Source organism: Caballeronia sp. LjRoot31, assembly GCF_964253885.1.
In the GTDB taxonomy this organism is placed as follows: domain Bacteria; phylum Pseudomonadota; class Gammaproteobacteria; order Burkholderiales; family Burkholderiaceae; genus Caballeronia.
The window spans coordinates 782,484-807,842 of sequence record NZ_CAXURX020000001.1 but is presented as its reverse complement, the minus strand read 5'-3'; the positions used below and the strand labels follow the sequence as shown (position 1 = coordinate 807,842).

General features: G+C 60.2%; 22 protein-coding genes. 9 read left to right on the top strand and 13 right to left on the bottom strand.

Going from position 1 to position 25,359, the window contains the following annotated elements; all coding sequences use genetic code 11:
• Positions 1-56 precede the first annotated feature (56 nt).
• Complete coding sequence (locus ACSQ8V_RS03395) at positions 57-509, bottom strand: hypothetical protein (protein ID WP_213762316.1); 453 nt, start codon at positions 507-509, stop codon at positions 57-59.
• A 241-nt stretch (positions 510-750) separates the two neighbouring features.
• Between ACSQ8V_RS03395 and ACSQ8V_RS03390 the strand changes: the two genes are divergently transcribed.
• The gene (locus tag ACSQ8V_RS03390) at positions 751-1,920 is read left to right on the top strand and encodes an MFS transporter (RefSeq protein ID WP_436180886.1); all 1,170 of its coding nucleotides are present in this window, start codon (positions 751-753) and stop codon (positions 1,918-1,920) included.
• A 1,001-nt stretch (positions 1,921-2,921) separates the two neighbouring features.
• Here the strand turns inward: ACSQ8V_RS03390 and fahA are convergent.
• Genes fahA through ACSQ8V_RS03365 form a run of 5 tightly spaced genes read right to left on the bottom strand, consistent with a single transcriptional unit; the run spans position 2,922 to position 8,495 of the window.
• Complete coding sequence (fahA, locus tag ACSQ8V_RS03385; RefSeq protein WP_436204894.1) at positions 2,922-4,259, bottom strand: fumarylacetoacetase; 1,338 nt, start codon at positions 4,257-4,259, stop codon at positions 2,922-2,924.
• Entirely contained in the window at positions 4,256-5,608 is a 1,353-nt protein-coding gene (gene hmgA, locus ACSQ8V_RS03380) for a homogentisate 1,2-dioxygenase (protein WP_436204893.1), read from the bottom strand. Before hmgA ends, fahA begins: the two co-directional genes overlap by 4 nt.
• Before the next feature lie 22 nt (positions 5,609-5,630).
• Complete coding sequence (locus ACSQ8V_RS03375) at positions 5,631-5,852, bottom strand: DUF2783 domain-containing protein (protein ID WP_436206580.1); 222 nt, start codon at positions 5,850-5,852, stop codon at positions 5,631-5,633.
• Positions 5,852-7,519 (bottom strand): FAD-dependent oxidoreductase, encoded by a 1,668-nt coding sequence (locus ACSQ8V_RS03370; protein WP_436204892.1) that lies wholly within the window; start codon positions 7,517-7,519, stop codon positions 5,852-5,854. Before ACSQ8V_RS03370 ends, ACSQ8V_RS03375 begins: the two co-directional genes overlap by 1 nt.
• 19 nt (positions 7,520-7,538) lie before the next feature.
• Positions 7,539-8,495, bottom strand: coding sequence for an MBL fold metallo-hydrolase (locus tag ACSQ8V_RS03365; protein WP_436180881.1), 957 nt, complete (start codon positions 8,493-8,495; stop codon positions 7,539-7,541).
• Positions 8,496-8,681: 186 nt separating this feature from the next.
• Here ACSQ8V_RS03365 and ACSQ8V_RS03360 point away from each other — a divergent pair, with 186 nt between their 5' ends.
• The 4 genes from ACSQ8V_RS03360 (at position 8,682) to ACSQ8V_RS03345 (ending at position 14,135) form a co-directional block, all read left to right on the top strand.
• Positions 8,682-9,509 carry an EAL domain-containing protein gene (locus tag ACSQ8V_RS03360; protein ID WP_436204891.1) on the top strand — a complete coding sequence of 276 codons (828 nt, stop codon included), beginning with the start codon at positions 8,682-8,684 and terminating at the stop codon, positions 9,507-9,509.
• A 557-nt stretch (positions 9,510-10,066) separates the two neighbouring features.
• Positions 10,067-11,458, top strand: coding sequence for a D-arabinitol 4-dehydrogenase (gene dalD, locus ACSQ8V_RS03355; protein WP_213762308.1), 1,392 nt, complete (start codon positions 10,067-10,069; stop codon positions 11,456-11,458).
• A gap of 118 nt (positions 11,459-11,576) precedes the next feature.
• Complete coding sequence (gene xylB / locus ACSQ8V_RS03350; protein WP_213762307.1) at positions 11,577-13,058, top strand: xylulokinase; 1,482 nt, start codon at positions 11,577-11,579, stop codon at positions 13,056-13,058.
• A 129-nt stretch (positions 13,059-13,187) separates the two neighbouring features.
• Entirely contained in the window at positions 13,188-14,135 is a 948-nt protein-coding gene (locus ACSQ8V_RS03345; protein ID WP_213762306.1) for a sugar-binding transcriptional regulator, read from the top strand.
• 1,009 nt (positions 14,136-15,144) lie between these two features.
• Here ACSQ8V_RS03345 and ACSQ8V_RS03340 read toward each other — a convergent pair.
• The 6 genes from ACSQ8V_RS03340 to ACSQ8V_RS03315 form a co-directional block, all read right to left on the bottom strand.
• Positions 15,145-16,266: an ABC transporter ATP-binding protein gene (locus ACSQ8V_RS03340; RefSeq protein ID WP_213768681.1), complete on the bottom strand. Its 1,122-nt coding sequence runs from the start codon at positions 16,264-16,266 to the stop codon at positions 15,145-15,147.
• Positions 16,267-16,315: 49 nt separating this feature from the next.
• Positions 16,316-17,044 carry an HAD family hydrolase gene (locus tag ACSQ8V_RS03335; RefSeq protein ID WP_436206579.1) on the bottom strand — a complete coding sequence of 243 codons (729 nt, stop codon included), beginning with the start codon at positions 17,042-17,044 and terminating at the stop codon, positions 16,316-16,318.
• A 34-nt stretch (positions 17,045-17,078) separates the two neighbouring features.
• On the bottom strand, positions 17,079-17,927 hold the full coding sequence (locus ACSQ8V_RS03330) for a carbohydrate ABC transporter permease (protein ID WP_436204890.1): 849 nt from the start codon (positions 17,925-17,927) through the stop codon (positions 17,079-17,081).
• Positions 17,924-18,859: a carbohydrate ABC transporter permease gene (locus ACSQ8V_RS03325; RefSeq protein ID WP_213768679.1), complete on the bottom strand. Its 936-nt coding sequence runs from the start codon at positions 18,857-18,859 to the stop codon at positions 17,924-17,926. The genes ACSQ8V_RS03330 and ACSQ8V_RS03325 overlap by 4 nt, the downstream gene beginning before the upstream one ends.
• Positions 18,860-18,966: 107 nt before the next feature.
• Positions 18,967-20,274 (bottom strand): ABC transporter substrate-binding protein, encoded by a 1,308-nt coding sequence (locus tag ACSQ8V_RS03320; RefSeq protein WP_255631794.1) that lies wholly within the window; start codon positions 20,272-20,274, stop codon positions 18,967-18,969.
• 192 nt (positions 20,275-20,466) lie between these two features.
• Complete coding sequence (locus ACSQ8V_RS03315) at positions 20,467-21,240, bottom strand: L-iditol 2-dehydrogenase (protein ID WP_213768677.1); 774 nt, start codon at positions 21,238-21,240, stop codon at positions 20,467-20,469.
• Between the two features lie 432 nt (positions 21,241-21,672).
• Between ACSQ8V_RS03315 and ACSQ8V_RS03310 the strand changes: the two genes are divergently transcribed.
• Genes ACSQ8V_RS03310 through ACSQ8V_RS03295 form a run of 4 tightly spaced genes read left to right on the top strand, consistent with a single transcriptional unit; the run spans position 21,673 to position 24,475 of the window.
• On the top strand, positions 21,673-22,569 hold the full coding sequence (locus tag ACSQ8V_RS03310; RefSeq protein ID WP_436204889.1) for a metal ABC transporter solute-binding protein: 897 nt from the start codon (positions 21,673-21,675) through the stop codon (positions 22,567-22,569).
• A gap of 43 nt (positions 22,570-22,612) precedes the next feature.
• The gene (locus tag ACSQ8V_RS03305) at positions 22,613-23,512 is read left to right on the top strand and encodes an ABC transporter ATP-binding protein (RefSeq protein WP_436204888.1); all 900 of its coding nucleotides are present in this window, start codon (positions 22,613-22,615) and stop codon (positions 23,510-23,512) included.
• The gene (locus ACSQ8V_RS03300; RefSeq protein ID WP_436204887.1) at positions 23,505-24,287 is read left to right on the top strand and encodes a metal ABC transporter permease; all 783 of its coding nucleotides are present in this window, start codon (positions 23,505-23,507) and stop codon (positions 24,285-24,287) included. Before ACSQ8V_RS03305 ends, ACSQ8V_RS03300 begins: the two co-directional genes overlap by 8 nt.
• Positions 24,284-24,475 (top strand): hypothetical protein, encoded by a 192-nt coding sequence (locus ACSQ8V_RS03295; RefSeq protein WP_213768673.1) that lies wholly within the window; start codon positions 24,284-24,286, stop codon positions 24,473-24,475. The genes ACSQ8V_RS03300 and ACSQ8V_RS03295 overlap by 4 nt, the downstream gene beginning before the upstream one ends.
• 7 nt (positions 24,476-24,482) lie before the next feature.
• Here ACSQ8V_RS03295 and fghA read toward each other — a convergent pair whose 3' ends face one another.
• Positions 24,483-25,328 carry an S-formylglutathione hydrolase gene (gene fghA / locus ACSQ8V_RS03290; RefSeq protein ID WP_436204886.1) on the bottom strand — a complete coding sequence of 282 codons (846 nt, stop codon included), beginning with the start codon at positions 25,326-25,328 and terminating at the stop codon, positions 24,483-24,485.
• Positions 25,329-25,359 lie beyond the last annotated feature (31 nt).

The window sequence follows — 25,359 nt, the reverse complement described above, 5'->3', positions numbered from 1 at the left end:
CGTTGGGGCGAGCGAATTTTCGTGGTCGCCGGGGATCGGGTAATGGCGGTGCGGACTCAGTGATAAGTCATCTTCGATGATGTCAGTTTCGTCAGCGTCCCGCGCTGGAACCTGTACCAGCCGTCGGCACTTTTCAGCACCACTTCATCGCGCTGCCAGAACACATTGGTGAGTTTCATGCGCTTTGTCATGTGCTCAACCGTGGGCGGGCGCCTGGTGAAATCGTAGAGAACGAGTTCGGGCGAGCCGGTATCGAATGCTTCGACAATCATCCGCGCCCCCGACGGCTCTTCGAAATGCGCAATGCGGCGGGCGTTCAGCTGATCGAACGGTTTGCCATCGATTTGGGCTTCGAAAGTGGCTCCTTGCTGAACGAACACCACGCTGCCGCCACTGGTGCGGATCGGTCCCGCGCTCGCGTCGGCTTCCTGAGCGAACACCCCCGGCACGGCCGCGAATGCCAACAGCGCGGCAACAATCAACGGGAAAAAATGCCGGAGTGCAGTCATGAAGGTCCTTGGTTGTAAAGCAGCAACCCTGCAACCTAGTCTGCCCGATGGCAAAAAGCAACAGTGAGAGTCTCGCAAAAGGCTGAAAATCCAACTCGTTGAATCAACTGTACAAATCTCGGGGTTTCCACCGAGCAAACGCAACAACGTTCGGTACAATTTGATTCCTTCAGCTCGCCCGAGCCTGCGTTCTTCACCCCGATAACGCGCGACCGGCCAGCACTCAGTCACCGCTTACCTCATGCCTCTGCCCCTTCTCGCCCTCGCCATTGCCGCGTTCGGTATCGGCACGACCGAATTCGTCATCATGGGCTTGTTGCCCAACGTCGCGCGGGATCTCGGGGTATCCATCCCCGCAGCCGGCATGCTTGTGTCGGGTTATGCGCTGGGCGTGACTATCGGCGCCCCTATTCTCGCTATCGTCACCGCGAGAATGCCGCGCAAGAAGGCGCTGATGAGCCTGATGGGTGTATTCATCGTCGGCAATCTGCTGTGCGCCATCGCGCCGGGTTACTGGATGCTGATGGCCGCGCGCATTTTGACCGCGTTCTGTCATGGCGCGTTCTTCGGCATCGGCTCGGTGGTCGCTGCGGACCTGGTCGCGCCCAACCGCCGCGCGCAAGCCATCGCGCTGATGTTCACCGGCCTCACGCTGGCGAACGTGCTCGGCGTGCCGCTCGGCACCGCGCTCGGTCAGGCGGCCGGCTGGCGCGCGACGTTCTGGGTGGTGACGGTGATCGGCCTGGTCGCGGCTGGTGCGCTGGCCGTGTGCCTGCCGAAGCACATCGAGATGAGGGAATCGAGCATCCTGCGCGAATTCAACGTGCTCAAGAATCCGCAAGTGCTGATGGTGCTCGGCATCAGCGTGCTGGCATCGGCGAGTCTCTTTTCCGTGTTCACGTACATCACGCCGATCCTTGAAGACGTCACCGGTTTTTCACCGCACGCGGTCACGTTGGTGCTGCTGTTGTTCGGGCTTGGGTTGACGGTTGGAAGCACGCTCGGCGGCAAGCTCGCGGACTGGAAGCTATTGCGCTCGCTGCTGACGTTTCTTGTGTCGATCATTGTGGTCCAGGCCATTTTTGCCGCCACGATGCACGCCGCCATTCCCGCGATGATCACCGTCTTCGTCTGGGGCGTGCTGGCTTTCGCGATCGTTCCACCGTTGCAGGTGTTGATCGTGAACCGTGCAAGCGATGCGCCGAATCTTGCGTCTACGTTGAATCAGGGTGCGTTTAACCTCGGCAATGCGATTGGCGCGTGGCTCGGGGGCATGACGATTGGCGCGGGGGCGGCGCTCACGGCGCTGCCGTGGGTAGGCGTGGTGATGGCCTGCGGCGCGTTTGGATTGACGTTGCTGTCGGCGTCGATGGATCGACGGGCGCGGCGCGCGAGCATCGGAGTGGTTTAGTTTCGCTCGCGCCGGTGGACAGGGGTGGGGGGGTTGGGGGTTGGTGATCGGTCGGTTTCGAGGTTAGTGGGCGGGGTCAATGCCGGGTTGCTAGGTTCTGAGGGTAGCGGTCGAGTTCATTGCCGGGTTGCTGCTTTCAGAGTTAGTGGCCTGCATGAGTCGGATTTTCTCTTTATCACTATTAGCCACTGTGCGTGGCGGCACGTCATTTCTTTGTCCAAAGCGACAAAGAAACGAAGCAAAGAAAACGCTTTCAACCACGCTACCCTAAGTGTCCACAGCGTGCAGTTTTCATTCATAGGTGCCCCAAAAGCACGGTGCTCGCCAGAGCCACGGATGTGTGAAACCCTCCTTCTCCGAACACCGATACCCACACGCTTCGCCACCAGTGATTGAACCTGCCCAAGGAGCACCCCGCGCTATCCGCGGAGGACCAACCACCGAATTTGTACGCGTAACGAATCACACGGCCAACCCACCAAATACCGAAGCCGCAGAATGCGTGGAGCCATACCCACGAAGAAAACCGTACAAGCCACGCTATGAACTCACCAAATGCCGAAGCTGTTAATACGTATCTGGTCGCGTGGCCCAAAAAATAGCTGCGCAGACCAAGCAGTCAACCCACCAAGACACGAAGCAGTAAAGACGCGTGAGGCCGTACGGGTTTCTGGGCGCCTGGTGCTTGCCCGAGAGCGTACGGGGCGAAGCGTGTTCATGTCAGGATTCGCGAGAAGGAGGGGTTCAAACATCCGTCGCTCTGGCGAGCACCGTGCTTTTGGGGCACCTATGAATAGAAACTGCACGCTGTGGACACTTAGGGTAGCGTGTTTAAAAGCGCTTTCTTTGCTTCGTTTCTTTGTCGCTTTGGACAAAGAAATGACGTGCCGCCACGCACAGTGGCTAATAGTGATAAAGAGAATATCCGACTCTCGCAGACCACTAACGCCGAAAGCACCCACCCGGCATCAACCCCAACCGCTACCCCCAGAACCCCCGCATCAACCCCAACCACTAACCGGAACCTCGGCCACGCCCCGCGCCGGCAAAACCACCCCTCGGCATTCGCCGAACCCCACCCGATATCCCTCCCCCTGACACCATCCGGTGAGCGTCAATTCATCCCCATCTTCAATAAACCTGCGCTCGCCGCCCTCATCCAGCGCAATCGGACGCTGCCCGTTCCACGTCATCTCAAGCAAGCTCCCGCATGAATCCGGCGTCGGCCCACTGATCGTGCCGGAACCCATCAGATCGCCCACGCGCGTGTTGCAACCCGCCACCGTGTGATGCGCAAGTTGCTGCGCCATCGACCAGTACATCAGCTTGAAATTAGTCCGCGTGAGCTTCGTCGCCGACTCAGCCAGCGCCGGCCGCAAATGCACTTCAAGCTCGATATCGAATGCATGATTACCAGCGTGGCGCAAATACGGAAGCGGTTCAGGCTCCTGCTTCGGCGTGGCGGCACGGAACGGTTCGAGCGCATCGAGCGTGACGATCCACGGCGAAATCGTGGTCGCGAAACCCTTCGCGTTGAATGGCCCAAGCGGCACATATTCCCATTGCTGGATATCGCGGGCGCTCCAGTCGTTAAGCAAAACCATGCCGAAGATATGCGACTCCGCATCCTCACAGTCAATCGGCTCGCCCAGCGCATTCCCCGCGCCAACGATAAACCCCGTCTCCAGTTCAATATCCAGCTTCCGGCATGCACTGAACACCGGCCGCTCAGCATCGGGCAACTTGATCTGGCCGCTCGGCCGGCGCACCGGCGTCCCGCTCACGATCACCGATGAAGCGCGCCCGTTGTACCCAATCGGCATCTCCGACCAGTTCGGCAGCAACGCGTTCTTCGGATCGCGGAACATGGAACCCACATTGGTCGCATGTTCCTTCGATGAATAAAAATCCGTGTAGCCAGGGATATCGATAGGCCGATGCAGCATCGCACTCGCCCGGGGTATGAGCGCGCGTGGACGCAACGCCGTGTTGTTTTTCAGCGTGTCGCAATGGGCGGCAAGCAGCGCGCTCACCTGGACACGAACGTGTCGCCATGTATCCCTTCCCAATGCGATAAACGCATTCAGCGTGGGCTGCGCGAACACCGGTTCGCATTCGATCAACCCCGCGCGATGCACGACGGCGAGGTCGAGAATCCAGTCGCCGATCGCCACGCCCGCGCGCGGCAACGGATTGACTTCATCGGTGAAAATGCCGAACGGCAGGTTCTGGATCGGGAAGTCGCTTGATGGATTATTCGCGGATTCGATCCAGCTTTTAAGCGCTGGATTGCGCGTCGCTTCAAGCGCTTCATGAGTCGGGCCGGCTGAAAAACTCATCGTTGCTCCGGGTTGAAATGTTTGGTCAGTCCCTGCCAGCACTCGTAGTAATGCGCCTGCAATTGCGCGGTTTCCAGAGCGAAGCGGGTTGGCTTGATCAACGTGCGTGTTTCGAACATGAACGCCATCGTGTCGCCTACTTTCACGGGTGTCGATGTATCCGCCTTCGATGCTTTCTCGAAGGTCCCCGCGTCCGGCCCATGTCCCGACATGCAGTTATGCAAGCTCGACCCTCCGGGCATGAACCCTTCGGATTTCGCATCGTAGACGCCATGCACGAGGCCCATGAATTCACTCGCGACGTTCCGATGAAACCACGGCGGCCGGAACGTATCTTCGTTTGCAAGCCAGCGCGGCGGGAAAATCACGAAGTCGATGGCGTCCACTCCCGGCGAATCCGTCTGCGATTGCAGTACAAGAAAGATCGACGGATCGGGGTGATCGAAGCTGATCGAACCGATGGTGTTGAACAGCCGCAGGTCGTATTTGTACGGCGCATAGTTACCGTGCCACGCGACCACGTCAAGCGGCGAATGGCCGATATCCGCGCGCCACAACACGCCGTTCATCTTCGCGACGAGTTCAAACGCGCCCTCGCGGTCTTCATAAGCCGCGTGCGGCGTGAGGAAATCGCGCGGGTTCGCAAGACCGTTCGAACCGATAGGCCCAAGGTCCGGCAGCCTCAACAAAGCGCCGAAGTTCTCACAAATGTAGCCACGCGCGGTGCCGTCCGGCAGCGTGACGGAAAAACGCACACCGCGCGGAATGACCGCTATTTCAAAGGGTTCTATATCGAGCCGGCCGAGTTCCGTCGCGATCGATAACCGCCCTTCCTGCGGCACGATCAGCAGTTCGCCATCGGCGTTGTAGAAGAAACGATCCTGCATCGAACGGTTCGCGGCATAGAGATGGATCGCGCAGCCTTGCATGGATTCGGCCGCGCCGTTGCCGGCCATCGTCACCCAGCCATCGATGAAATCCGTGGGTGCATCGGGCATCGGCAGCGGGTCCCAGCGGAGTTGATTCGGTGGCGTAGGCGGCACCTCGGCGAAGTTCGCGACGAGCTTCGCGCGCAGGTCATTACCTTCAATCTGAGTGAACGGTTGATGCACCGCCGCCGGCCGTATCCGATACAACCACGAGCGCCGATTATGCCCGCGCGGTGCGGTGAACGCGGTGCCCGAAAGCTGCTCGGCATAGAGACCGTAGTTCACACGCTGCGGTGAATTGCGGCCGAGCGGCAGCGCGCCGGGCAACGCCTCGCTGGCGAAGTCGGCGGCAAATCCCGATTGATAGTGGCGGCTCGTGTCGGTATGACTCGTGAACGCGCCGGGCGATTCTGGTTTCATGGTCTTGTCCTTTTCTACAGTTTCATACGCTGGCGGTTGAAGTCACAACGCCGCTGCGTGCCATCGACATCGCTTCGCGCAGCACATCCATATCGCCGATCTGGTTCGACAGCAGCAGGATCAGTTTTGCGTTCACTAGCTGGCTTTCGTCGTTACCAAGGTCGCGATGCATATCGATCAGCGCTTCATAGAAGGCATCAGGATCGGCAAGGCGCAAGGTGGTATCGAGCATGGCGGACCTCATCATGCGGGCTGGGTTTCGTTCAGGGCGCAAGTTGCGCGGGCGAGTGCTTCACGGACGGTCTGAGGTTCTAACGAACGAGCGCGCATCGCAATGTGCTGATCCGGGCGCAGCAAATAGAACGTGCCGGGATGTGCATCGAAACGTTGGGACAGGAGACCCTTCACATCTTCCAGTACCTCAACACCTTCGCGAGATTTAACGTCGGAACGCGCTGGCACGATCAAAAATAGCTTCATTTGCGGGCGAAAATCTTTCAACGCGGTCAGCGCATCCGACGATTCACCAAACAGTACACCCGCAAACGACGACCCCAGGCGCTGCAAGAACCATCCGTTGCGGCCAGCAAAAAACACTGGCGCATCCGCCGCCACTTCACCCGGCACAAGCGCGCAGTGGAAGGCATCGCGGTCCGGCGTGTTTAACGGCGAATCATGCAGCACCGAAGCCGTCGATAACCGTCCGCTATTCACTATCCGCCGCGCAAACGCGCAATCTTTCGCGAGCCGCAAAGCGGCGTCGCGGAACACGCGGGACACGTCGCTCTTCGGCGTGATGAAATCGGTTGAACGCGTGGAGTGGCGGATGTTTTCATCGGCGGCGGCTTCGCGCTCGCTGGCGTAGGTGTCGAGCAACGCGTCGGGTGCATCGCCGTCGATCACCAACTTTAATTTCCAGCCAAGATTGTCCGCGTCCTGCACACCGCTGTTCGCGCCGCGCGCGCCGAACGGCGATACGCCATGCGCCGAATCGCCCGCAAACAGCACTCGCCCGTGACGAAATTTATCCATGCGCTGGCATCGGAAGGTATAGACGCTCACCCATTCCAGTTCAAATTCGACGTCCGGTCCGAGCAACGCGCGCACGCGCGGAATCACACGCTCCGGCGCTTTCTCCGCGATGGGGTCGGCGCCCCAGCCCAACTGGAAATCGATGCGCCACACATTGTCCGGCTGCCGATGCAGCAACACCGATTGATTCGGATGAAACGGCGGATCGAACCAGAACCAGCGCTCGGTCGGGAAGTCGGCTTTCATCCGCACATCGGCGATCAGGAAGCGATCCTTGAACGTGCGGCCGTGGGTATCGAGATGCATGAGTGCACGCACCGGGCTACGCGCGCCATCGGCGGCGACCACGTAATTTGCTCGCAACGTATACGGACCGTCAGGCGTGTCAATCTGCAGCGAAACATATTCATCGGACTGCGTAATACCCATGACCTTGTTGCGCCAGCGGGCATCGAGCAAGGGCAACTCGCGCGCCCGCTCAGCCAGATACCCTTCGACGTAATACTGCTGCAGATTGATAAACGCGGGCCGCGCATGATCCGCTTCGGGCAACAAATCGAACGCGTAGAGCAGTTCGTTTTGCAGGAACACCTTGCCCACGTTCCAGCTCACGCCCTTCGCGACCATTGGTTCGCCGCAGCCGAGCCGATCGAATATCTCGAGCGTACGTTTCGCAAAGCAGATAGCGCGCGATCCCGACGACAACGTGTGGTCATCGTCGAGCAGCACGACCGGGGTGCCCTGCTGCGCGAGGTCGATCGCGGTCGCGAGACCCACCGGCCCCGCGCCGATCACGACGACCGGATGCAGCGGCGCATCGCCATCTTGATCCGATGAGCGGCGATACTCGAACGTAAGCGCCTGAAAATCGATAGCCATGGTCATTGTTCGTCGCCAATCAGCTTTCGAGCGTTTCCCACATTTCCTTGTCGCGCTGCGCCGTCCAGATGCGCGGATCGCGATATTGCGTGGCTTCGTCGAAGGCGCGCGTGACATCGAACGGCATGCAGTGATCGAAGATGACCCAGTCGCCAAACTTCGGCTTGAGCGCGGCATACGTGAGCTTGTAGATCTCGTTGAGGTCCTTGCCGGCTGCGGCGCCCAACTTCACTTGATTGAACAGTTCGCTAACGAAAGCCCGCGTTCCCGCGATACCGTCCGCCACTTGGCTCGGCGTCTTCAGCGCAGCACCGCGGCCGGGTACCAGCTTCTCGGGATTGAACGCCGCGAGCGCGTCGAGCGTTGCCGGCCAGTCCTGGTAATAGGCATCGCCACAATAAGGCGTCGCGCCGTATTCGACCAGATCGCCGGACAGCATCACCTTGTCCTGCGGCAACCACAGCACGGTGTCGCCTTTGGTGTGACCTCGGCCAAGCTGCATGATCTTCACTTCGAGCTTGCCTAGCCAGAGCGTCATCTCGCCTTTGAAGGTAAGCGTTGGCCACGTCAGGCCCGGCACCGATTCCACTGCATTGAACAGGCGCGGAAAACGCTCGATCTCGCTCTTCATGTCCTGCTCGCCGCGCTCGACAATCAGGTCGTACGTGTCCTGGCTGGCGATGATCTGCTGCGCGCCATACGCCGACGCGCCGAGCACCCGCACCGCGTGATAGTGCGTGAGCAGGATGTATTTGATGGGTTTGTCGGTGACTTCGCGGATCCGGCGAATCACGTCTTGCGCCATGACGGGCGTGGCTTGCGTGTCGGCGACGAGCACCGCGTCGTCGCCAATCACAATGCCCGTATTCGGATCGCCTTCCGCCGTGTACGCGTAGGCGTGCTCGGACAGGCGCTCGAATGTCACCTTCTTTTCCGCCAAGTCCGCCTGCGATGCAAATTTCTTCTCGGCCGCCATGAAAGCCTCCTGATGGTTTATCGCCTCAATTACGCATAGTAAAATTAATTACGATAAGTGAAATTATTGTTAACCCTAGTCATATGCGTCGAGTTGGTTTCGGGTCATATGAATATGTGGATTTTGTGCAAGGCGTCACGCGCGGCACTGCTACCATCGACGCTACACCTCTCACACCTTCCCTTCATGATTGCCCCAACCGTCCAGCAACTTGTTTCTCGCGCAGCGGACTATCCGTTTCCCGGCGCGCGCATCGTCATGGGCGAGGGAGCGAGCGCGAGTACGGCCATCGCGTTTTACGAAGGGTTTTGTCTGGCGAGCGCGTATGAGCCTATCTTCGATGTCACCACGCGAGGCTTGCCGCAATCGCTGACGGCATCGGTGGAAAGTGCGGAGCGTTTCGGCGATGAACTCGGTTTTCAGGCGCTTACCCTCACTGCCGATGGCGCGTCGTTCGATCCGTTCGCGCAACTCGACGACGACCCGAAGCTGGTCGAGCTCGACCGGCTCTCACGCGCATTGCACGCGTTTAATTTTTTCGGCGCACAGCGGCCGGGTTTGCTGTTCCTGCGTGTCCATGAGCGTCTGCTGAAGAGCGTGAAATACGATCATGGCAAGCACTTCTCTTCGGTATTGATCGAGTTTGGGTTGAATCCGGCGCGGATCGTGATTGAGTTGCCGCCGGCGGCGGTTGCGCATCGGACGTTCCTCGGGTATCTCGTGAAGAGTTATCAGAAGTATGGATTCAAGGTCGCGGGGAATTTGCCCAATGCCGGGCAGATCATGTCGGTGTCGGATATGGCTCGGCTGGATTTCATCAAGATGGATGCGGGTTTGGCGTTGAGGGATTCCGTGGTGAAGCCGTTGGTGGGGTATGCGCACCGGCTAAAGATTCCCCTCATATTTAGCCACGTCGGAGACGAAGCGCAATTCGAAGCGCTTCAGCAATTCGATGTGAGTTTTGTGCAAGGGCCCGCGTTTGAGGCGCATGCGATTGGGCCGGGGGGACGGTAGGAGCGTTCGCACTTCCTGACCCCACGGCCCTCCAGATCCGTCCACCGTTACGAGCGAAAATTCACCGGGCGGTGAACCTGTCCTCAATAGGAATGACGATGCCTGGAATCGTCGCGGCAGCTTCACTCAACAAATACAAAATCGGTGCGGCCGCTTCGACGCGCAATACGCAGACCGATCTTCAATCCCCACCGCCGCCTGACTCGATATATCAACAACACCACGCCACTGGCATCCGCCGCCATAAGCCGATCGAAATCTGCAGCGCAAATCGATGCCATAGATACCAAGGCGTCAGATTTTGTGCACCGCAATAGCCTTCATGTCACGCCGAACCATCCAAACCACAGCCCCAAAATCCACGCAAAAACGCAAACCGAAATGCTGCGTAGTGCCTTGACTTTCATCGAATCGAATACGATCATTCGCTCACAGAACGAGCAAATGATCGACGCAACACGGATTTGGCTCAGCGCCCACTTCGCGTTCGACGACAACGAGACACAGCACAGCGCCCGGCACCGCATGAGGCGCATCCAGATCAGAGGAAGGACGACATGACTACCGAAAGCCACGCAGCCGCCGACGTGATCCTGCACATCGGCGCGGGTTCTTTTCATCGTGCGCATCAGGCGTGGTATCTGCACAAGCTGATTGAATCCGGCGATACGCGCTGGTCTCTGACGGTCGGCAATATTCGCGGCGACATGAATGCCGTACTGGAAGCGCTGGCCGCACAGAACGGCACCTATACGCTGGAAACCGTCACGCCGCACGGCAAGCGCGCGTATGAAACCATCCGCTCGATCACGAAGGTCGTGCCATGGGCGGCGGACCTGAACGCGCTTGTGGCGGCGGGCGCTGCGCCCGAATGCAAGATCGTGTCGTTCACGGTGACCGAGGGCGGTTATTACCTCGATGAACACCATAAGCTGGATACGGCGAATCCGGATCTGGCCGCCGACCTGAAAGGCGCCCGCACGACGATCTACGGCGCACTCGCCGCTATTCTCGACGCCCGCATGAAGCAGAACGCGGGCAAGGTGACGCTGCAGAACTGCGACAACCTGCGCAGCAACGGTGATCGATTTAAAGCCGGCATGCTCGAATTCCTCCAATTGCGCGGCGAAACTGCGCTGCGCGAATGGATGATCGCGAATACGTCATGCCCGAACGCGATGGTCGATCGCATCACGCCACGCCCCACGCCCGATGTCCGCGAGCGCGTGCTAGCCGCCACCGGTTTCGACGATAAAGCCCCCGTCATGGGCGAAGCGTTTATCCAGTGGGTGATCGAAGACGAATTTATTGCAGGGCGGCCGGCATGGGAAAAAGTCGGCGCGGAAATGGTTCACTCGGTACTGCCGTACGAGGAAGCCAAAATCCGCATTCTCAACGCAACACATAGTTGTATTGCATGGGCGGGGACTCTGGTTGGCCATCAATACATTCACGAAGGCACGCAGGACGCCGATATCCGCGCGCTCGCCGAAACCTACGTCACCGAAGACGTGATTCCTTGCCTGTCGCCGAGTCCGATCGACCTGGCCAAGTACCGCGATGTGGTGCTCGACCGCTTCGTCAATCCGTATATCCAGGATACGAATCAACGCGTGGCCGCCGATGGCTTCTCCAAGATCCCCGGTTTTATCGCGCCGACTCTGCGTGAATGTTTTGCGCGTCACGTCGATCCGAACGCGACTGCCATGTTGCCCGCGCTGTTCTTCCGCTTCCTCGAACGCTGGCACGAAGGCAAGCTGCCGTACGCGTACCAGGACGGCGTGATGGACCCCGCCACCGCGCACGCTTTCTTCGAAGCGGACGATCCGGTGAAGGCTTTCGTCGCCGATAAACTGCTCTGGGGCAGCCTCGCGCAAAGCGCCGATCTGGAACGCGTGCTGCGCGCGGCGCTTGGCCGTGTCGATGCCTGGCTCGCCACGCGGGCCTGAGCAGCTTACTCATCTTCATGCCTGTCCGGTGTTATTGCCAATGGCGTAACACTGGCAGCGGCGCTACATTAGCGCCTCCGGTTTCCCGTGGCTTTAAGCCTTCATCAAGGGTTCGTCCATGTATTTAGGCATCGATCTCGGCACCTCCGAAGTAAAAGTTCTCCTGCTGGCGAGCGACGGCAATGTCGTCGGCACGGCGGGCACGCCCTTCACCGTTTCGCGTCCGAAACCCCGCTGGTCCGAGCAAAATCCGCTCGACTGGTGGAACGGCACGCGCGCCGCGCTCTTCGCTTTACGCGATAAATTCCCGCAGGAGTTCGCGCAAGTGCGCGGCATCGGTTTGTCGGGACAGATGCACGGTGCAGTGCTGCTCGATTCCGAAGATCGCGTGCTGCGGCCGGCGATCCTTTGGAACGACATGCGCAGCGACAAGGAATGCGACGAGTTGACCGAGCGCGCGTCGCAGTTGCATGAAATCGCCGGCAATCTCGCGATGCCCGGTTTCACCGCGCCGAAGTTGCTATGGGTGCAGCACAACGAGCCGGAGATTTTCAATCGGACGGCATGCGTGTTGCTGCCGAAGGATTATCTGCGGCTGCATCTGACGGGCACGAAAGTATCCGATCCGTCGGACGCCGCCGGCACCTTGTGGCTCGATGTCGCGCGCCGCGACTGGTCCGATGAACTGCTCGCCGCCTGCAACATGACGCGCGCCCAAATGCCGGCACTGGCCGAAGGCAGCGAGCCGTCGGGCACGCTGCTGCCCGCGCTCGCTCGCGAACTCGGATTGCCCGATGGCGTGATCGTCGCGGCCGGTGGTGGCGACAACGCGGCAAGCGCAGTGGGTATCGGAGCGACGGAACCGGGCGATGGTTTCCTGTCACTCGGAACATCGGGCGTGCTGTGCGTGGTCGGCGACCGCTTCCGGCCGAATCCATCGTCGGCGGTGCATGCGTTCTGTCACGCCATTCCTGATCGGTGGCATCAGATGAGCGTGGTGTTATCGGCCGCGAGTTGCCTTCGCTGGGTCTGCAAGCTCACCTCGACCGACGAACCCACGTTGCTCGCTGAAATCGCCGCGCTCGATCCCGCTGCGCTTGAGATCGCGCCGCTCTTCCTGCCGTATCTCAGTGGTGAGCGTACGCCGCATAACGACCCGTACGCGCAAGGCGTGTTCTTCGGCATGACGCACGCAACCGACCGCGCGTTGCTCGGTTATGCAGTGCTTGAAGGCGTGACGCTCGCGCTGACCGATGGCCTCGACGCGTTGCAGGCTGCCGGCACGGAAGTCCACGCGCTGTCGCTGCTGGGCGGCGGTGCGCGCAGCAAGTACTGGGGCCAGTTATTAGCCGACGCCCTCAACACCCGCACGCGCACGCACGGCGGCGGCGAGACCGGCGCGGCGCTTGGCGCGGCACGGCTTGGCTGGCTGGCGGCGGGCGGCGATCCGGCCGTGGTGCTTGCCAAGCCACCCGTGAAGGATGAGTTCATCCCGAACGCGGAACGCCATGCGATTCTGCGGCAGCGGCTGAAGGGTTTCCGCGAGTTGTATCGGCACGTGCGCCCGTTGTTCGATCCGGCGCGTCCGCGGCTCGCGTGATGGTTTAAAAGGCGGCCGGGGGAGTTTCTGCCCTCGGCCGCCGAGCGTGCACAATGTCGATCTTTCGCGTGCCTTTATGGCGCGCGATTCTCTTTATATTCGACACGAACGACCAGACATCGAGCCACCGTGCCCAAGTCCAACGAAAAACTCGATCTCGCCACCCGCGCCGCGTGGCTGTATTACGTCGCGGGCAATACGCAGAATGAAATAGCGGAGAAGTTGCAGATCTCGCGGCCCGTCGCGCAGCGGCTGGTCGCGTTCGCGGTCGAAAAGAACCTGATCCGCGTGCGCGTGGACCACCGGATTGCCGATTGCCTTGCGCTGGCGGCGAAGTTATCGAAGCGATACGGTTTGTCGATGTGCGAAGTCGTGCCTATAGACGGCGATTCGCCCGAGCAAGTGGATCGCAAGCTGGCGGTCGCGGGCGCGCAAGTGATGGAGCGTTATCTCACCGATGAAAAACCGCTGGTGATCTCGATCAGCACCGGCCGGACGCTGAAGGCCGTGGTCGCGCAAATCGGGCAACTGGAGCGTCCGCAGCACCGGTTGGTGTCGATGGTCGGGGCTATTGCCCAGGACGGTTCCTCGAACCGCTACGACGTCGCGCAGCACCTCTCCGAGAAGACCGGCGGCAAGCATTTCATGTTGCCCGCGCCGTTGATGGCTGACAGCCGGGCCGAGCGTGAGCAATGGTGCAATCATCGGCTGTATCGGATTGTCGATGCGTTGTCCGGGAACGCGGATGTCGCGTTTATTGGGATTGGCAATATTGGGATTAATTGTCCGTTGCATGAGGATGGGTTTATCACGACCGCCGAGGTGGAAGAGATGATGCAGGCCGGCGCGGTGGCGGAGTTGCTCGGGCTGCCGATTGATGCGCAAGGCGTGCGGGTGCAATCGACGACTGGCGAGCGTGTGACGAGTTTGCGGCTGGATGCCCCGCCGAAGCGGCCGACTATAGGGTTTGCGGGCGGGTTGAGAAAGCGTGACGCGGTGATCGCCGCGTTGCAGGGGAAATGGCTTTCCGGGCTGGTGACGGATGAGTTGTGTGCGCAGGCGGCGCTGGACGCTTGAGGGTGGTCGGGATTCTGGTGGGGTCGGGGTTTGGGTCGGGTTGGTCGGGTTCGGGGTTAGCGGTCGGGGTCAGTGCCGGGTTGGTGCTTTCAGTGTTAGTGGTCTGCGAGAGTCGGATTTTCTCTTTATCACTGTTAGCCACTGTGCGTGGCGGCACGTCATTTCTTTGTCCAAAGCGACAAAGAAACGAAGCAAAGAAAGCGCTTTAACCGCGCTACCCTAAGTGTCCACAGCGTGCAGTTTCAATTCATGGGTGCCCCAAAAGCACGGTGCTCGCCAGAGCGGAGGATGTGTGAACCCCTCCTTCTCCGAACACGGATACCCACACGCTTCGCCACCAGTGACTGAATCTGCCCAAGGGGCACCCCGCGCTATCCGCGGACGACCAACCACCGAATTTGTACGCATAACGAATCACACGGCCGACCCACCAGAAACGAAGCTGCAGAATGTGTGGGGCCATACCCACGAAGAAAACCGTAGAAGCAGCCTGATCAACTTACCAAAACGAAGTTGTTAATACGTATCAGGCCGCGTCGCCCACAAAAATAGCTGCGCAGACCAAGCAGTCAACCACGAAGACATGAAGCAGTAAAGATGCGTGGGGCCGCGCTGATTCCTGGGCGCCTCGTGCTTGCCCGAGAGCGTACGGGGCGAAGCGTGTTCGTGTCAGGATTCGCGAGAAGGAGGGGTTCACACATCCTTCGCTCTGGCGAGCACCGTGCTTTTGGGGCACCTATGAATCAAAACTGCACGCTGTGGACACTTAGGGTAGCGTGGTTTAAAAGCGTTTTCTTTGCTTCGTTTCTTTGTCGCTTTGGACAAAGAAATGACGTGCCGCCACGCACAGTGGCTAATAGTGATAAAGAGAAAATCCGACTCTCGCAGACCACTAAGGCCGAAAGCACCAACCCGGCATAGACCCCGACCACTAACGCCGAAATCCCCGCCCGCCCCACTCTCTCAACTCGCCAAAACCCCAACCCCCCGTCCACCGGCGCGAGCCCCCCTACGCCGCCGACAACACCTCAACAATCTTCCGCTGATAAGCAATCCCATCAGCATTAAACAAATGGCAATGCTCAGGCAAAGCGCCAAGCTTCAGCACCTCGCCACGCGAATGGCGCTCCAGCGGCGGAATCCGGGCGATGATCCCCTCCGGCGCCACCGTCGACTCCGAGTACAGATAAGCGGCATCGCCAAGCGACTCCACGGCCATCGTCTTCGCCGATACCCCGTGCTCCACCGTCGCCGCCGTCCCTGCATGCAAATGCTCCGGACGAATCCCGACTGTCACCGAATCGCCGACCTTCGCACTACCCGGCTCGACCGCCGTCAGTTGGGTCTCACCCGTCGCATACTTCACCAGCACACCATCGCTTAACACCTGCGTAATTTCGGCGTTAAAGAAATTCATCTTCGGCGAGCCGATAAAACCCGCCACGAACTTGTTCTGCGGCGCGTGATAAAGCTGGTTAGGCGTTCCGACCTGCTCCACATTCCCCGCCGACAACACCACGATCTTGTCAGCCAGCGTCATGGCCTCCACCTGATCATGCGTCACATAAATCATCGTGGTCTTCAACTCGTCGTGCAGACGCGCAAACTCCAGACGCATCTTCACGCGCAACGCAGCGTCCAGGTTGGACAGCGGCTCGTCGAAGAGGAACACCTTCGGCTTGCGCGTGATCGCGCGGCCGATCGCCACCCGCTGACGCTGGCCGCCCGACAATTGCTTAGGTTTCCTATCGAGCAAATGATCGATATGCAGGATCTTCGCTGCCTGCTTGACCGCTGCATCAATCTCCGGCTTCTTCGTGCCGGCAAGCTTCAGGCCAAACGCCATGTTGTCGTACAGCGTCATGTGCGGATACAGCGCGTACGACTGGAACACCATCGCAATGCCGCGCTTGGCCGGCTGCACGTCGTTCACGCGCACGCCGTCGATCATCAGGTCGCCGCCGCTGATATCTTCCAGACCGGCGATCATCCGCATCAGCGTGGATTTGCCGCAACCGCTTGGGCCCACGAACACGACGAATTCGCCATCGGCGATATCGAGGTTCACGCTACGAATCACTTCGGTTTCTTCGTAGCGCTTGTTGATGTTACGCAGATTCAGGCTTGCCATGATGGAGTCTCCGTCTTTAACTTGGCTTCGTTTTCTGCGAGCAAGAGGCTCACGGCAGTTCGAAGCTTGCGTTTTGCAGCCACTGCCCAACGAGCGCGGGGAGTTGTCCCATCTCGTCGAACACGACACTTGCGCCAGCACGTTTCAGCGCATCAATTTGTCCTTCAGTTGCATGACCGGCGCCCACGAAACCGAGCACGGTCATGCCCGCCGCCGCTGCCGCCGTGACGCCGGTTACGCTGTCTTCTACCACCACACAGCGTTCGGGCGCCACCCTCAGAGTTCGCGCCGCCGCGAGGTACACGTCGGGCGCGGGTTTCGGGTTTGCTACTTTATCGGCGCAAAACAGACGCTCGCCGAAAAACCGCACGAGGCCCGTGCGGCTCAGCACGGCTTCCACATACGACGTAAAGCTGTTGCTCGCGCAGGCCTTGCGCAAGGAAATCGCGGCCAGCGCGGCCTCGATTCCATCGACTGCCGGCCCTTCCACGGCCGCGGCTTCCACGACCACCCGGATTGCATCGATCTGGGCTGAATCGAGCGTCCGGCCGAGCGCTTCGGCCGTGCGCAGCAGCACCGTTTCGATTCGCAGCCCGAGCAGCGGCGTGACGATCGGCTCGGCATCCACGCCGGGCCAGAGTGCCTCCAACTGCTGCACGAGCACGCGTCCCGCAATCGCTTCGCTGTCGATCAATACGCCGTCGCAGTCGCAGATCAGCAGATGCCCGTCGAGGGCATCGGCTGGAGCGAGCGCGTCCGGTACGCCGGCTTGGGACAAGTTCAGGTTCACTGGATCGACCTCGGGTTAAGCTTCATTTCACCGCGCCGAAGGTCAGGCCGCGCACCAGTTGCTTCTGCGATAACCAGCCGACAATCAGGATCGGCGCCACGGCCAGCAGTGAAGCCGCCGAGAGCTTGGCCCAGAACAAACCTTCCGGGCTCGAATACGACGCAATGAACACCGTCAGCGGCGCCGCGTTCGAACTCGATAAGTTGATGCTCCAGAACGCCTCGTTCCACGAAAGGATCACGAGCAGCAACGCGGTGGACGCGAGCCCGGGGAGCGACATCGGCATCAGCAGATAGACGATTTCCTGCCACGTCGCCGCGCCGTCTATACGCCCGGCTTCCAGGATGTCACGCGGGATTTCGTTGAAGTACGTGTAGGACATCCAGACCGCGATCGGCAAGTTGATCAGCGTATAGACGACGATCAAACCCCACACCGTGTCGAGCATGCCGGTGTTTTTCCACAGCAGGTAGATCGGCACGAGCACGCCGACCGACGGCATCATCTTCGTCGAGAGCATCCACAGCAGCACTTTCTGCGTTTTCTTGGTCGGGAAAAACGCCATGGCGTACGCGCACGGCACAGCGAACAGCAAGCAGATCACCGTGACGCCGACCGAGATCAGGACGGAGTTCCACGCGAACGCAAAGTAATTACTGCGCGCGAACACCTCGCGGAAACTGTCGAGCGTGGGCGTGAAAATCAGCGATGACGAATACGCCTGCTGCTCGGTCTTGAACGCCGTGATGGTCATCCAGAAGATCGGGAAAAACAGCAGCAGCGCGAACAGCCACGCGATCACACCGAGCACGCCGCGCTTGAGCGTGTCGAGGATCGGCACGGACGTTGTTGCGGTAACGGGATGGCTCATGATTCGTACTCCCCTTTCAGGTTCTTCGAGAGCATGCGCACCAGGAAGAACGCAACGACGTTCGCCAGCACGACCGCCAGAATGCCGCCGGCGGAAGCCAGGCCGACGTCGAATTGCTGCAGGCCGAGCGCGTAGATCAGGTACGACAGGATGGTGGTCGCGGTGCCCGGGCCGCCGCCGGTCGTCGTATAGATTTCAGCGAAGATGGAGAGCAGGAAAATGGTTTCCATCATCACCACCACGGCAATCGCGCGCTTCAAGTGCGGCAGCGTGATGTAGAAGAACATGGAGAACGCGCCGGCACCGTCGATGCGCGCCGCTTCCTTTTGCTCCTGATCCAGCGACTGGATCGCCGTGAAGAGAATCAGGAACGCGAACGGCAGCCACTGCCACGCAACAATCACGATCACAGCAAAGAGTGGATAGTCGCCAAACCAATCGATCGGCTGAAGCCCCAACGACCGCATCAACGCGGCGATCAGGCCATACACCGGATGCAAGATCATGTTCTTCCAGATCAGCGCGCTGACCGTAGGCATGACGAAGAACGGTGCAATTACCAGCAGCCGCGCAATGCCCTGACCATAGAACTTGCGGTCAAACAGCACGGCAAGCAGCACGCCGCCAATTACGGTAATCAGCAACACCGATCCAATCAGCGTCAGCGTATGAACAATCGACGGCAGGAAGGCCGGATCGGTGGCCAGGAATTCATAGTTATCGAGCCCGGCAAACCCTTTGACATCGGGGTTGAGCAGGTTGTATCGCGAGAACGAATACCAGATGGTCATCGCGAGCGGGATGGCCATCCACAGGAACAGTACAGCGGTCGACGGCATGATGAGCCAGCGGACCGACTTCGCGCGCTTCTTGTCGCGCGCTGCGGCGGATTCCGCGTAACCGTCTGTGAGGGGGGGATTAAGTTGACTCATGATCGTGTCACCTCTCGATGATGCGCGGGCCGCGCGCCAGGCTTCTTCACAGAAGCGGCGCGGCCCGCTGTCCTACGTTAGGCGCAACAAGTTGCTGCTTTGAGCCCTTATTTCTGGTACCCAGCTTGCTTCACGGCACGATTCGCTGCGGCGTTGCCGGCTGTCAGCGCGGCATCGACCGTCGTCTGTCCGGCGACCACACCGGCGATCGACTGGCCAACCACGGTTCCGAACGACTGGAATTCAGGAATCCCGACGAACTGGACACCGGTGTACGGCACCTTTTGCAGCGTTGCATCGTTCGGGTTCGCCGATTCGATAGCGCTCAGCACGAAGTCGCCGAACGGTGCCGCCTTCTTGTACTCCGGATTGGCGTAGGTCGACTTGCGCGTGCCCGGGGGAACCGAGGCCCAGCCTTCGTCCTTCGCAACCAGTTCGATGTACTCCTTCGACGTAGCCCACGTCGCGAACTTCTTCGCGGCGTCCTGCGACTTGGAGGTCTTCGGAATCGCGAGCGACCACGACCACAACCAGTGCGAGCCCTTCGGGGTGACCGCGACCGGTGCTGCCGCGAAGCCGATCTTGTCAGCCACTTGCGACTGTGCCTTGTTGTACAACATGCCCGCCGCCACCGTCGCGTCGATCCACATTGCGCACTTGCCCGACGACATCAGCGTCAGGTTCTCGTTGAAACCGTTCGAGCTGGCTCCCGGCGGCCCATCGTTCTTCAGCAGGTCCGAGTAGAACGTGAGGGCCTTGTGCCATTCCGGGGTATTGAGCTGTGCTTGCCATTTCTCGTCGAACCAGCGGCCGCCGAACGTATTCACGACCGTCGAGAAAAACGCCATGTTCTCGCCCCAACCCGCTTTGCCGCGCAAGCAGATGCCGTACTGGCCTTTGGATTTGTCGGTGAGCTTGTCGGCGAATTGCTTGATCTGGTCGTAGGTCGGCTGGTCTGGCATCTTCAGGCCGGCGGCATCGAACAGGTCCTTGCGGTAATACGTCATCGAGCTTTCGACGTAGAACGGCAACGCGTACAACTGGCCGTTATACGAGAGGCCGTCGCGCGCGGTTTTCACCACATCGTCAATATCGTAATTGGCCGGCAGGTTCGTCATGGGCGCAAGCCAGCCGCGCTTGCCCCACTGCGGCGCTTCATAGGTGCCGATCGCCATCACGTCGAACTGGCCGCTGTTCGTGGTGATGTCGGTGGTGGCGCGCTGGCGCAGCACGTTTTCTTCGAGGATGACCCACTTCAGTTGAATGTCCGGATTCGCTTTTTCGAACGCCGGCGACAGCTTCTTCAACTCGATCATGTCCGGGTTGTTGAGCGTCGCGATCGTCACGGTCGCGGCCTTCGCGGCAATTGGCGCAATCGCGGCAACAGCGAATGCGGCGAATGCGAGCGAGCGCATCGGCAGGGTCTTGAGGGTGAAGTTGGCGCGTTTCATGTTGTTTCGTCTCCTTTATCGTTAGCACGGGCGCTGGTCTTGCGTGGCGTTGCTTGAAGCAGTCGATACTCGGGTAGTACAGGTGTTGCGGTAATTGATCTTCACTGGCGATCTTCCCTGCGACGGCGTCCTGATGCGCGCATGCAACGCGCGCCGTCAACTCATCCAGTTGCCGCCGTCCACGTTCAGCGTTTGTGCCGTGATGTAGTCCGAATCCGCCGATACGAGGAACAGCGCCGCACCCGTCAAATCGTTCGGCAGGCCCATGCGGCCGAGCGGCACGGCCTCGCCAACCAGCCGTTTTTTCTCACCCAGCGGGCGGTTTTCGTACTTCGCGAAGAGCGCGTCGACCGTCTCCCACATCGGGGTATCGACAACGCCTGGTGCAATGCTGTTCACGTTGATGCCATGCTGGGCGAGCCCGAGTGCGGCCGATTGTGTGTAGCTGATCACGGCGGCTTTGGTTGCGCAATAGTGGGAAACTAGCGCCTCGCCGCGACGCCCGGCCTGCGACGACATGTTCACGATCTTGCCGCCACGGCCCTGCTCCACCATGCGTTGCGCGACGAGTTGCATCAGGAAGAACATGCCCTTCACGTTGACCGAGAAGAGGCGGTCGAAGATGTCCCAGGATTCGTCGAGGATCGGGCGCATGTCGAAGAGCGCCGCGTTGTTGAACAGGATGTCGATACCGCCAAACTTATCGACGGAGGTCGCGACAATGCGCTCCAGGTCCTCGCGCTTCGTGACATCGGCCTTGATGGCCAGTACGCGGTCAGCGTGGTCCGCAAAACGCTGCGCCAACTCGGTTTCGTCCTTCAGATCGACGACGACGACTTTCGCGCCCTCGTCCAGAAATCGCTTCGTGACCGCTTCGCCAATCCCGCTTGCCGCACCCGTCACGATTGCTACCTTGTCCTGCAGTCTCACGGCTGTCTCCGGTTGGTTCGTCTCTGATTCGGCTACTTGAAATTGCACACTTGAAACACGCGATAGTGAGCGAACGCTCTATGCGCGATCAATTGCTCTCTGTTTGGTCGAATGATCGGTGAGGTGTGAGGCGGTGTCAAGGCACGCCGCCATGTTTCGATGCTGCGGCGCGCAAAGCACCTCAAAACTGCGGGAAAACCCCAACCGGCGCGGGTTTGCGGGTTATGGGCGAGTGTCTGGAACAAGGCCCGGATAGGCTTTCGTAATACGTCAGTGGATGCAAAATGTAGTGATACGTTATATCATCACGACCGGTTCGAACGGACGTAGCCGAGAGGGTCACGCCGGCAGTCACGCCTGCACAGTGGGCATGCAGAACGCGGACGCTATACACACCGTCAGCCTCTATCCACCCTTATTCCAGGAAACACCATGAGCAAACTTGCCGCCGTCATCCTGAGCTGCGCCGCCCTTTTATCTGCCAGCTTCTGCGGCCCAGCCACGGCGCAAACGGCATCCACAGGCGTGGTGCCGGTGGTCGCGGCCGAGAATTTCTACGGCGATGTCGTGCGCCAGCTCGGCGGCAATCATGTCCAGGTGACGAGCATCCTGAGCAACCCCGACGAAGATCCGCATCTGTTCGAAGCCAGCCCGAAGACCGCGCGCGCGTTGCAGAATGCGGCGCTTGTCGTGTATAACGGCGCCGACTACGATCCGTGGATGGACAAGCTGCTGTCGGCATCGAAGGGCAAGGGGCGCACGACTATCGTCGCGGCGCAACTGATGGGCAGGAAATCCGGCGATAATCCGCATCTCTGGTACGACCCGGCGACCATGCCGACGGTGGCGAAAGCGGTGAGCGACTATCTGGTCCAGGCGGACCCGGCGCACAAGGCTGACTACGACGCGCGTCTGGCGACGTTCCTGGCATCGGTGAAACCCATCGACGACAAGGTTGCCGCGCTCAAGAGCCAATATAAGGGCGTACCCGTGACAGCGACGGAACCGGTGTTCGGTTATATGTCGGACGCGATCGGCCTCGACATGCGCAATAACCGCTTCCAGCTGGCCGCGATGAACGACACGGAACCGAGCGCAACGGATATTGCCGCGTTCGAAAAAGATCTGCGCGAGCGTCGCGTGCACGTGCTGATCTATAACAGTCAGGCGACGGAAGCACTCACGAAGCGCATGTTGAAAGTGGCCCACGATTCACACGTGCCGAGCATCAGCGTCACCGAGACGCTGCCCGCCGGCAAGACCTTCCAGACATGGATGACGTCGCAACTCGACGCGCTGTCGGTTGCGCTGCAGGGAAAGACACAATGACGGGATGTGGCAATAGGACGTTCGCGCTTGCAGGCGCGTTGCAATGACGGGTTCCACACGAGGTAAAGCCGGTGCGCTGGAAGTCGAGCACGTTGCGCTCGAACTTGGCGGACGATCGATCCTGAAGGACGCCAGCTTCAGCGTGGCGGCGGGCGAGTTTATCGGCGTGCTGGGTCCGAACGGCGCCGGCAAGACCACGCTGATGCGCGCGATGCTGGGGTTGCTGCCGTTATCGAAGGGAACGATTCATGTGAACGGCGCGGCGGTCGTACGGGGTAATCCGTCCGTTGGCTACATGCCGCAAACGCGCAGCGGTCTTGCCGGCCGGCATCTGCGCGGCCGCGACTTCGTCGCCATGGCCGCCGATGGTCATCGCTGGGGCCTGCCGCGCGCAAGCGCCGCGGCGCGTGCCGATGTCGATCGCGTACTCGATCTGGTCGGTGGACGCTCGCTCGCCGCGCGGCCATTGTCGGAATTGTCGGGCGGCGAACGGCAGCGTTTGCTGCTCGCACAATGCCTGCTCGGCGACCCCAAACTCCTGCTTCTCGATGAACCCCTGATCAGCCTCGATCCGCGGCATCAAACCGGCGTGGTCGATCTCGTGCGGAGCGTGCAGCGCGAACTCGGCATTACCGTGCTGTTCTCGGCGCACGAGCTCAACCCGCTGCTGAACTCCATCGACCGTGTGCTGTATCTCGGCAATGGCCGCGCGGCGCTCGGTACGATCGATGAAGTCATCACGAAGCCGGTTTTATCGCAGCTATATGGATCGCCGATTGACGTGATGCGCGTGAACGGCCGCATCTTCGTGATGGCCGGCGACGTGGAAGTCGACAAGCTCGATCACGCGCACGAGGACGGTCCGAACGGACATTCCCACGACCACGACCACGATCACAGTCACACTCACCACCACACCGGAACGCATTCCCACGATGTTTGAATACGAGTTCATGCAAAACGCCTTCGCGGCGTCGGGGATTGTCGCGGTGCTCGCGGGCGTGGTCGGCTACTTCCTCGTGCTGCGCGGCCAGACCTTTGCGGGTCACGCGTTATCGCACGTGGGTTTCACCGGCGCGACCGGCGCGGTGCTGGTCGGCATGTCGCCGCTCTGGGGCATGATCGGCTTCACGCTCGCGGCGGGTATCGGCATGGGCGCGCTCGGCGAAAAGCTGACCGGACGCGATGTCGCCATCGGCGTGATCCTGACGTTGTCGCTCGGCTTCGGCTTGCTGTTCCTGCACTTCTTCACCGCGTATGCGAGTCAGGCAACGGCGCTGCTGTTCGGCAATGTGCTCGGCGTGAACCATGACACGCTCGTGGTGCTGGCCGGGCTCGCGGTGGTCAGTCTCGGCGCACTCGCGATCATCATGCGGCCGTTGTTGTTCGCTTCGCTCCAACCCGAATTGGCCGAAGCCAAAGGGGTATCGCTGCGCCTCGTGTCCATCCTGTTCCTTGCGATCACGGCGCTGGCGGTGGCGGCATCGACGCAGATCGTGGGCGTTTTGCTCGTCTTCGCGTTGATGGTGGGACCGGCCGCAGCGGCGCAAAACCTGGCGACGCGGCTATCGACCGGCGTACTGCTCGCGGCGGTTTTTGCGCTGGTGCAGGCGTGGTTGGGATTGACGCTGGCGTATTACACCGACTGGCCGACAAGCTTCTGGATCACGATCCTCGCGGCAGGGGTGTATGGGTTGAGTTTGTTGGGACGAAAATGAATCGAGCCGCTGACTGGAATGAGTTCTTCGCGTTGCTTAAAGACGTTGACGTGCCCGAGGGTTTCCTGAGCATGGAAGACCGTAATCAAGGGATCTATGCCCGTGATCCGTTCGACGGGTGGGCAGAACCGCCTGAAAACCCGGACGATGAAATCGCAAGCGAAAGCGCCCCACGCGCTTCCGCCTGACCCACTCTCAAGCACACAGCGTGCGTGCATGAAACGCAATATGCTCGCCGATAAACGTCGAGATGAAGTAATACCCGTGGTCATAGCCATCATGCCTGCGCACGGTCACCTTCTGCCCTGCCGCCTTCGCCGCCGCTTCGAATAACTCCGGATGCAACTGCGCTGCGAGGAAGTTATCGGCGAGACCCTGGTCGATCAGGATCCCTGCTGCAAAGTTCGACGCCGCGTTCTTCACCAGTTCGCTCGCGTCATACTGCTTCCACGTTTCCCGATCCTCGCCGAGATAGCCTGAAAACGCCTTCACGCCCCAAGGACATTGCGCGGGCGCAGCGATCGGCGCGAACGCGGACACCGACTTATAAATGTCCGGGTTCTTCAACGCGAGAACCAGCGCGCCGTGGCCGCCCATCGAGTGTCCGAAAATACCCAGCCGATCCTCACGCACCGGCAATTCGGCAAGCACCGCCGTGCGCAGATCCTGCGTCACATACGAGTACATCCGATAATTACGCGCCCACGGTTCCTGCGTGGCATCGACGTAAAACCCCGCACCTACGCCGAAGTCCCACGCAGCGCTTTCGTTCGGTACGCCCGCACCGCGCGGGCTCGTATCAGGCGCGATCAACGCGATGCCATGCTCAGAGGCATAACGCTGCGCGCCGGCCTTGATCGGAAAGGTCTCTTCCGTGCAAGTGAGGCCAGCGAGATAGAACAACGCGGGCACTTTGCCGGTCGATGCCTCGGCTGGCAAAAACACCGAGAACCGCATCGGCAAGCCGATCGATTGCGAGTCGTGTTTATAGGTTCGCTGCACGCCGCCGTAGCACCGATGTTCTTCCACAAGTTCCAGCATTGCTTCACCCCTTCTTTTTTTCGCCGGGACA

Coding starts and splice junctions, on each gene's coding strand:
- ACSQ8V_RS03395 (WP_213762316.1), bottom strand. CDS start 509: ATGACTGCACTCCGGCATTTTTTCCCGTTGATTGTTGCCGCGCTGTTG.
- ACSQ8V_RS03390 (WP_436180886.1), top strand. CDS start 751: ATGCCTCTGCCCCTTCTCGCCCTCGCCATTGCCGCGTTCGGTATCGGC.
- fahA (WP_436204894.1), bottom strand. CDS start 4,259: ATGAGTTTTTCAGCCGGCCCGACTCATGAAGCGCTTGAAGCGACGCGC.
- hmgA (WP_436204893.1), bottom strand. CDS start 5,608: ATGAAACCAGAATCGCCCGGCGCGTTCACGAGTCATACCGACACGAGC.
- ACSQ8V_RS03375 (WP_436206580.1), bottom strand. CDS start 5,852: ATGAGGTCCGCCATGCTCGATACCACCTTGCGCCTTGCCGATCCTGAT.
- ACSQ8V_RS03370 (WP_436204892.1), bottom strand. CDS start 7,519: ATGGCTATCGATTTTCAGGCGCTTACGTTCGAGTATCGCCGCTCATCG.
- ACSQ8V_RS03365 (WP_436180881.1), bottom strand. CDS start 8,495: ATGGCGGCCGAGAAGAAATTTGCATCGCAGGCGGACTTGGCGGAAAAG.
- ACSQ8V_RS03360 (WP_436204891.1), top strand. CDS start 8,682: ATGATTGCCCCAACCGTCCAGCAACTTGTTTCTCGCGCAGCGGACTAT.
- dalD (WP_213762308.1), top strand. CDS start 10,067: ATGACTACCGAAAGCCACGCAGCCGCCGACGTGATCCTGCACATCGGC.
- xylB (WP_213762307.1), top strand. CDS start 11,577: ATGTATTTAGGCATCGATCTCGGCACCTCCGAAGTAAAAGTTCTCCTG.
- ACSQ8V_RS03340 (WP_213768681.1), bottom strand. CDS start 16,266: ATGGCAAGCCTGAATCTGCGTAACATCAACAAGCGCTACGAAGAAACC.
- ACSQ8V_RS03330 (WP_436204890.1), bottom strand. CDS start 17,927: ATGAGCCATCCCGTTACCGCAACAACGTCCGTGCCGATCCTCGACACG.
- ACSQ8V_RS03325 (WP_213768679.1), bottom strand. CDS start 18,859: ATGAGTCAACTTAATCCCCCCCTCACAGACGGTTACGCGGAATCCGCC.
- ACSQ8V_RS03320 (WP_255631794.1), bottom strand. CDS start 20,274: ATGCGCTCGCTCGCATTCGCCGCATTCGCTGTTGCCGCGATTGCGCCA.
- ACSQ8V_RS03310 (WP_436204889.1), top strand. CDS start 21,673: ATGAGCAAACTTGCCGCCGTCATCCTGAGCTGCGCCGCCCTTTTATCT.
- ACSQ8V_RS03305 (WP_436204888.1), top strand. CDS start 22,613: ATGACGGGTTCCACACGAGGTAAAGCCGGTGCGCTGGAAGTCGAGCAC.
- ACSQ8V_RS03300 (WP_436204887.1), top strand. CDS start 23,505: ATGTTTGAATACGAGTTCATGCAAAACGCCTTCGCGGCGTCGGGGATT.
- ACSQ8V_RS03295 (WP_213768673.1), top strand. CDS start 24,284: ATGAATCGAGCCGCTGACTGGAATGAGTTCTTCGCGTTGCTTAAAGAC.
- fghA (WP_436204886.1), bottom strand. CDS start 25,328: ATGCTGGAACTTGTGGAAGAACATCGGTGCTACGGCGGCGTGCAGCGA.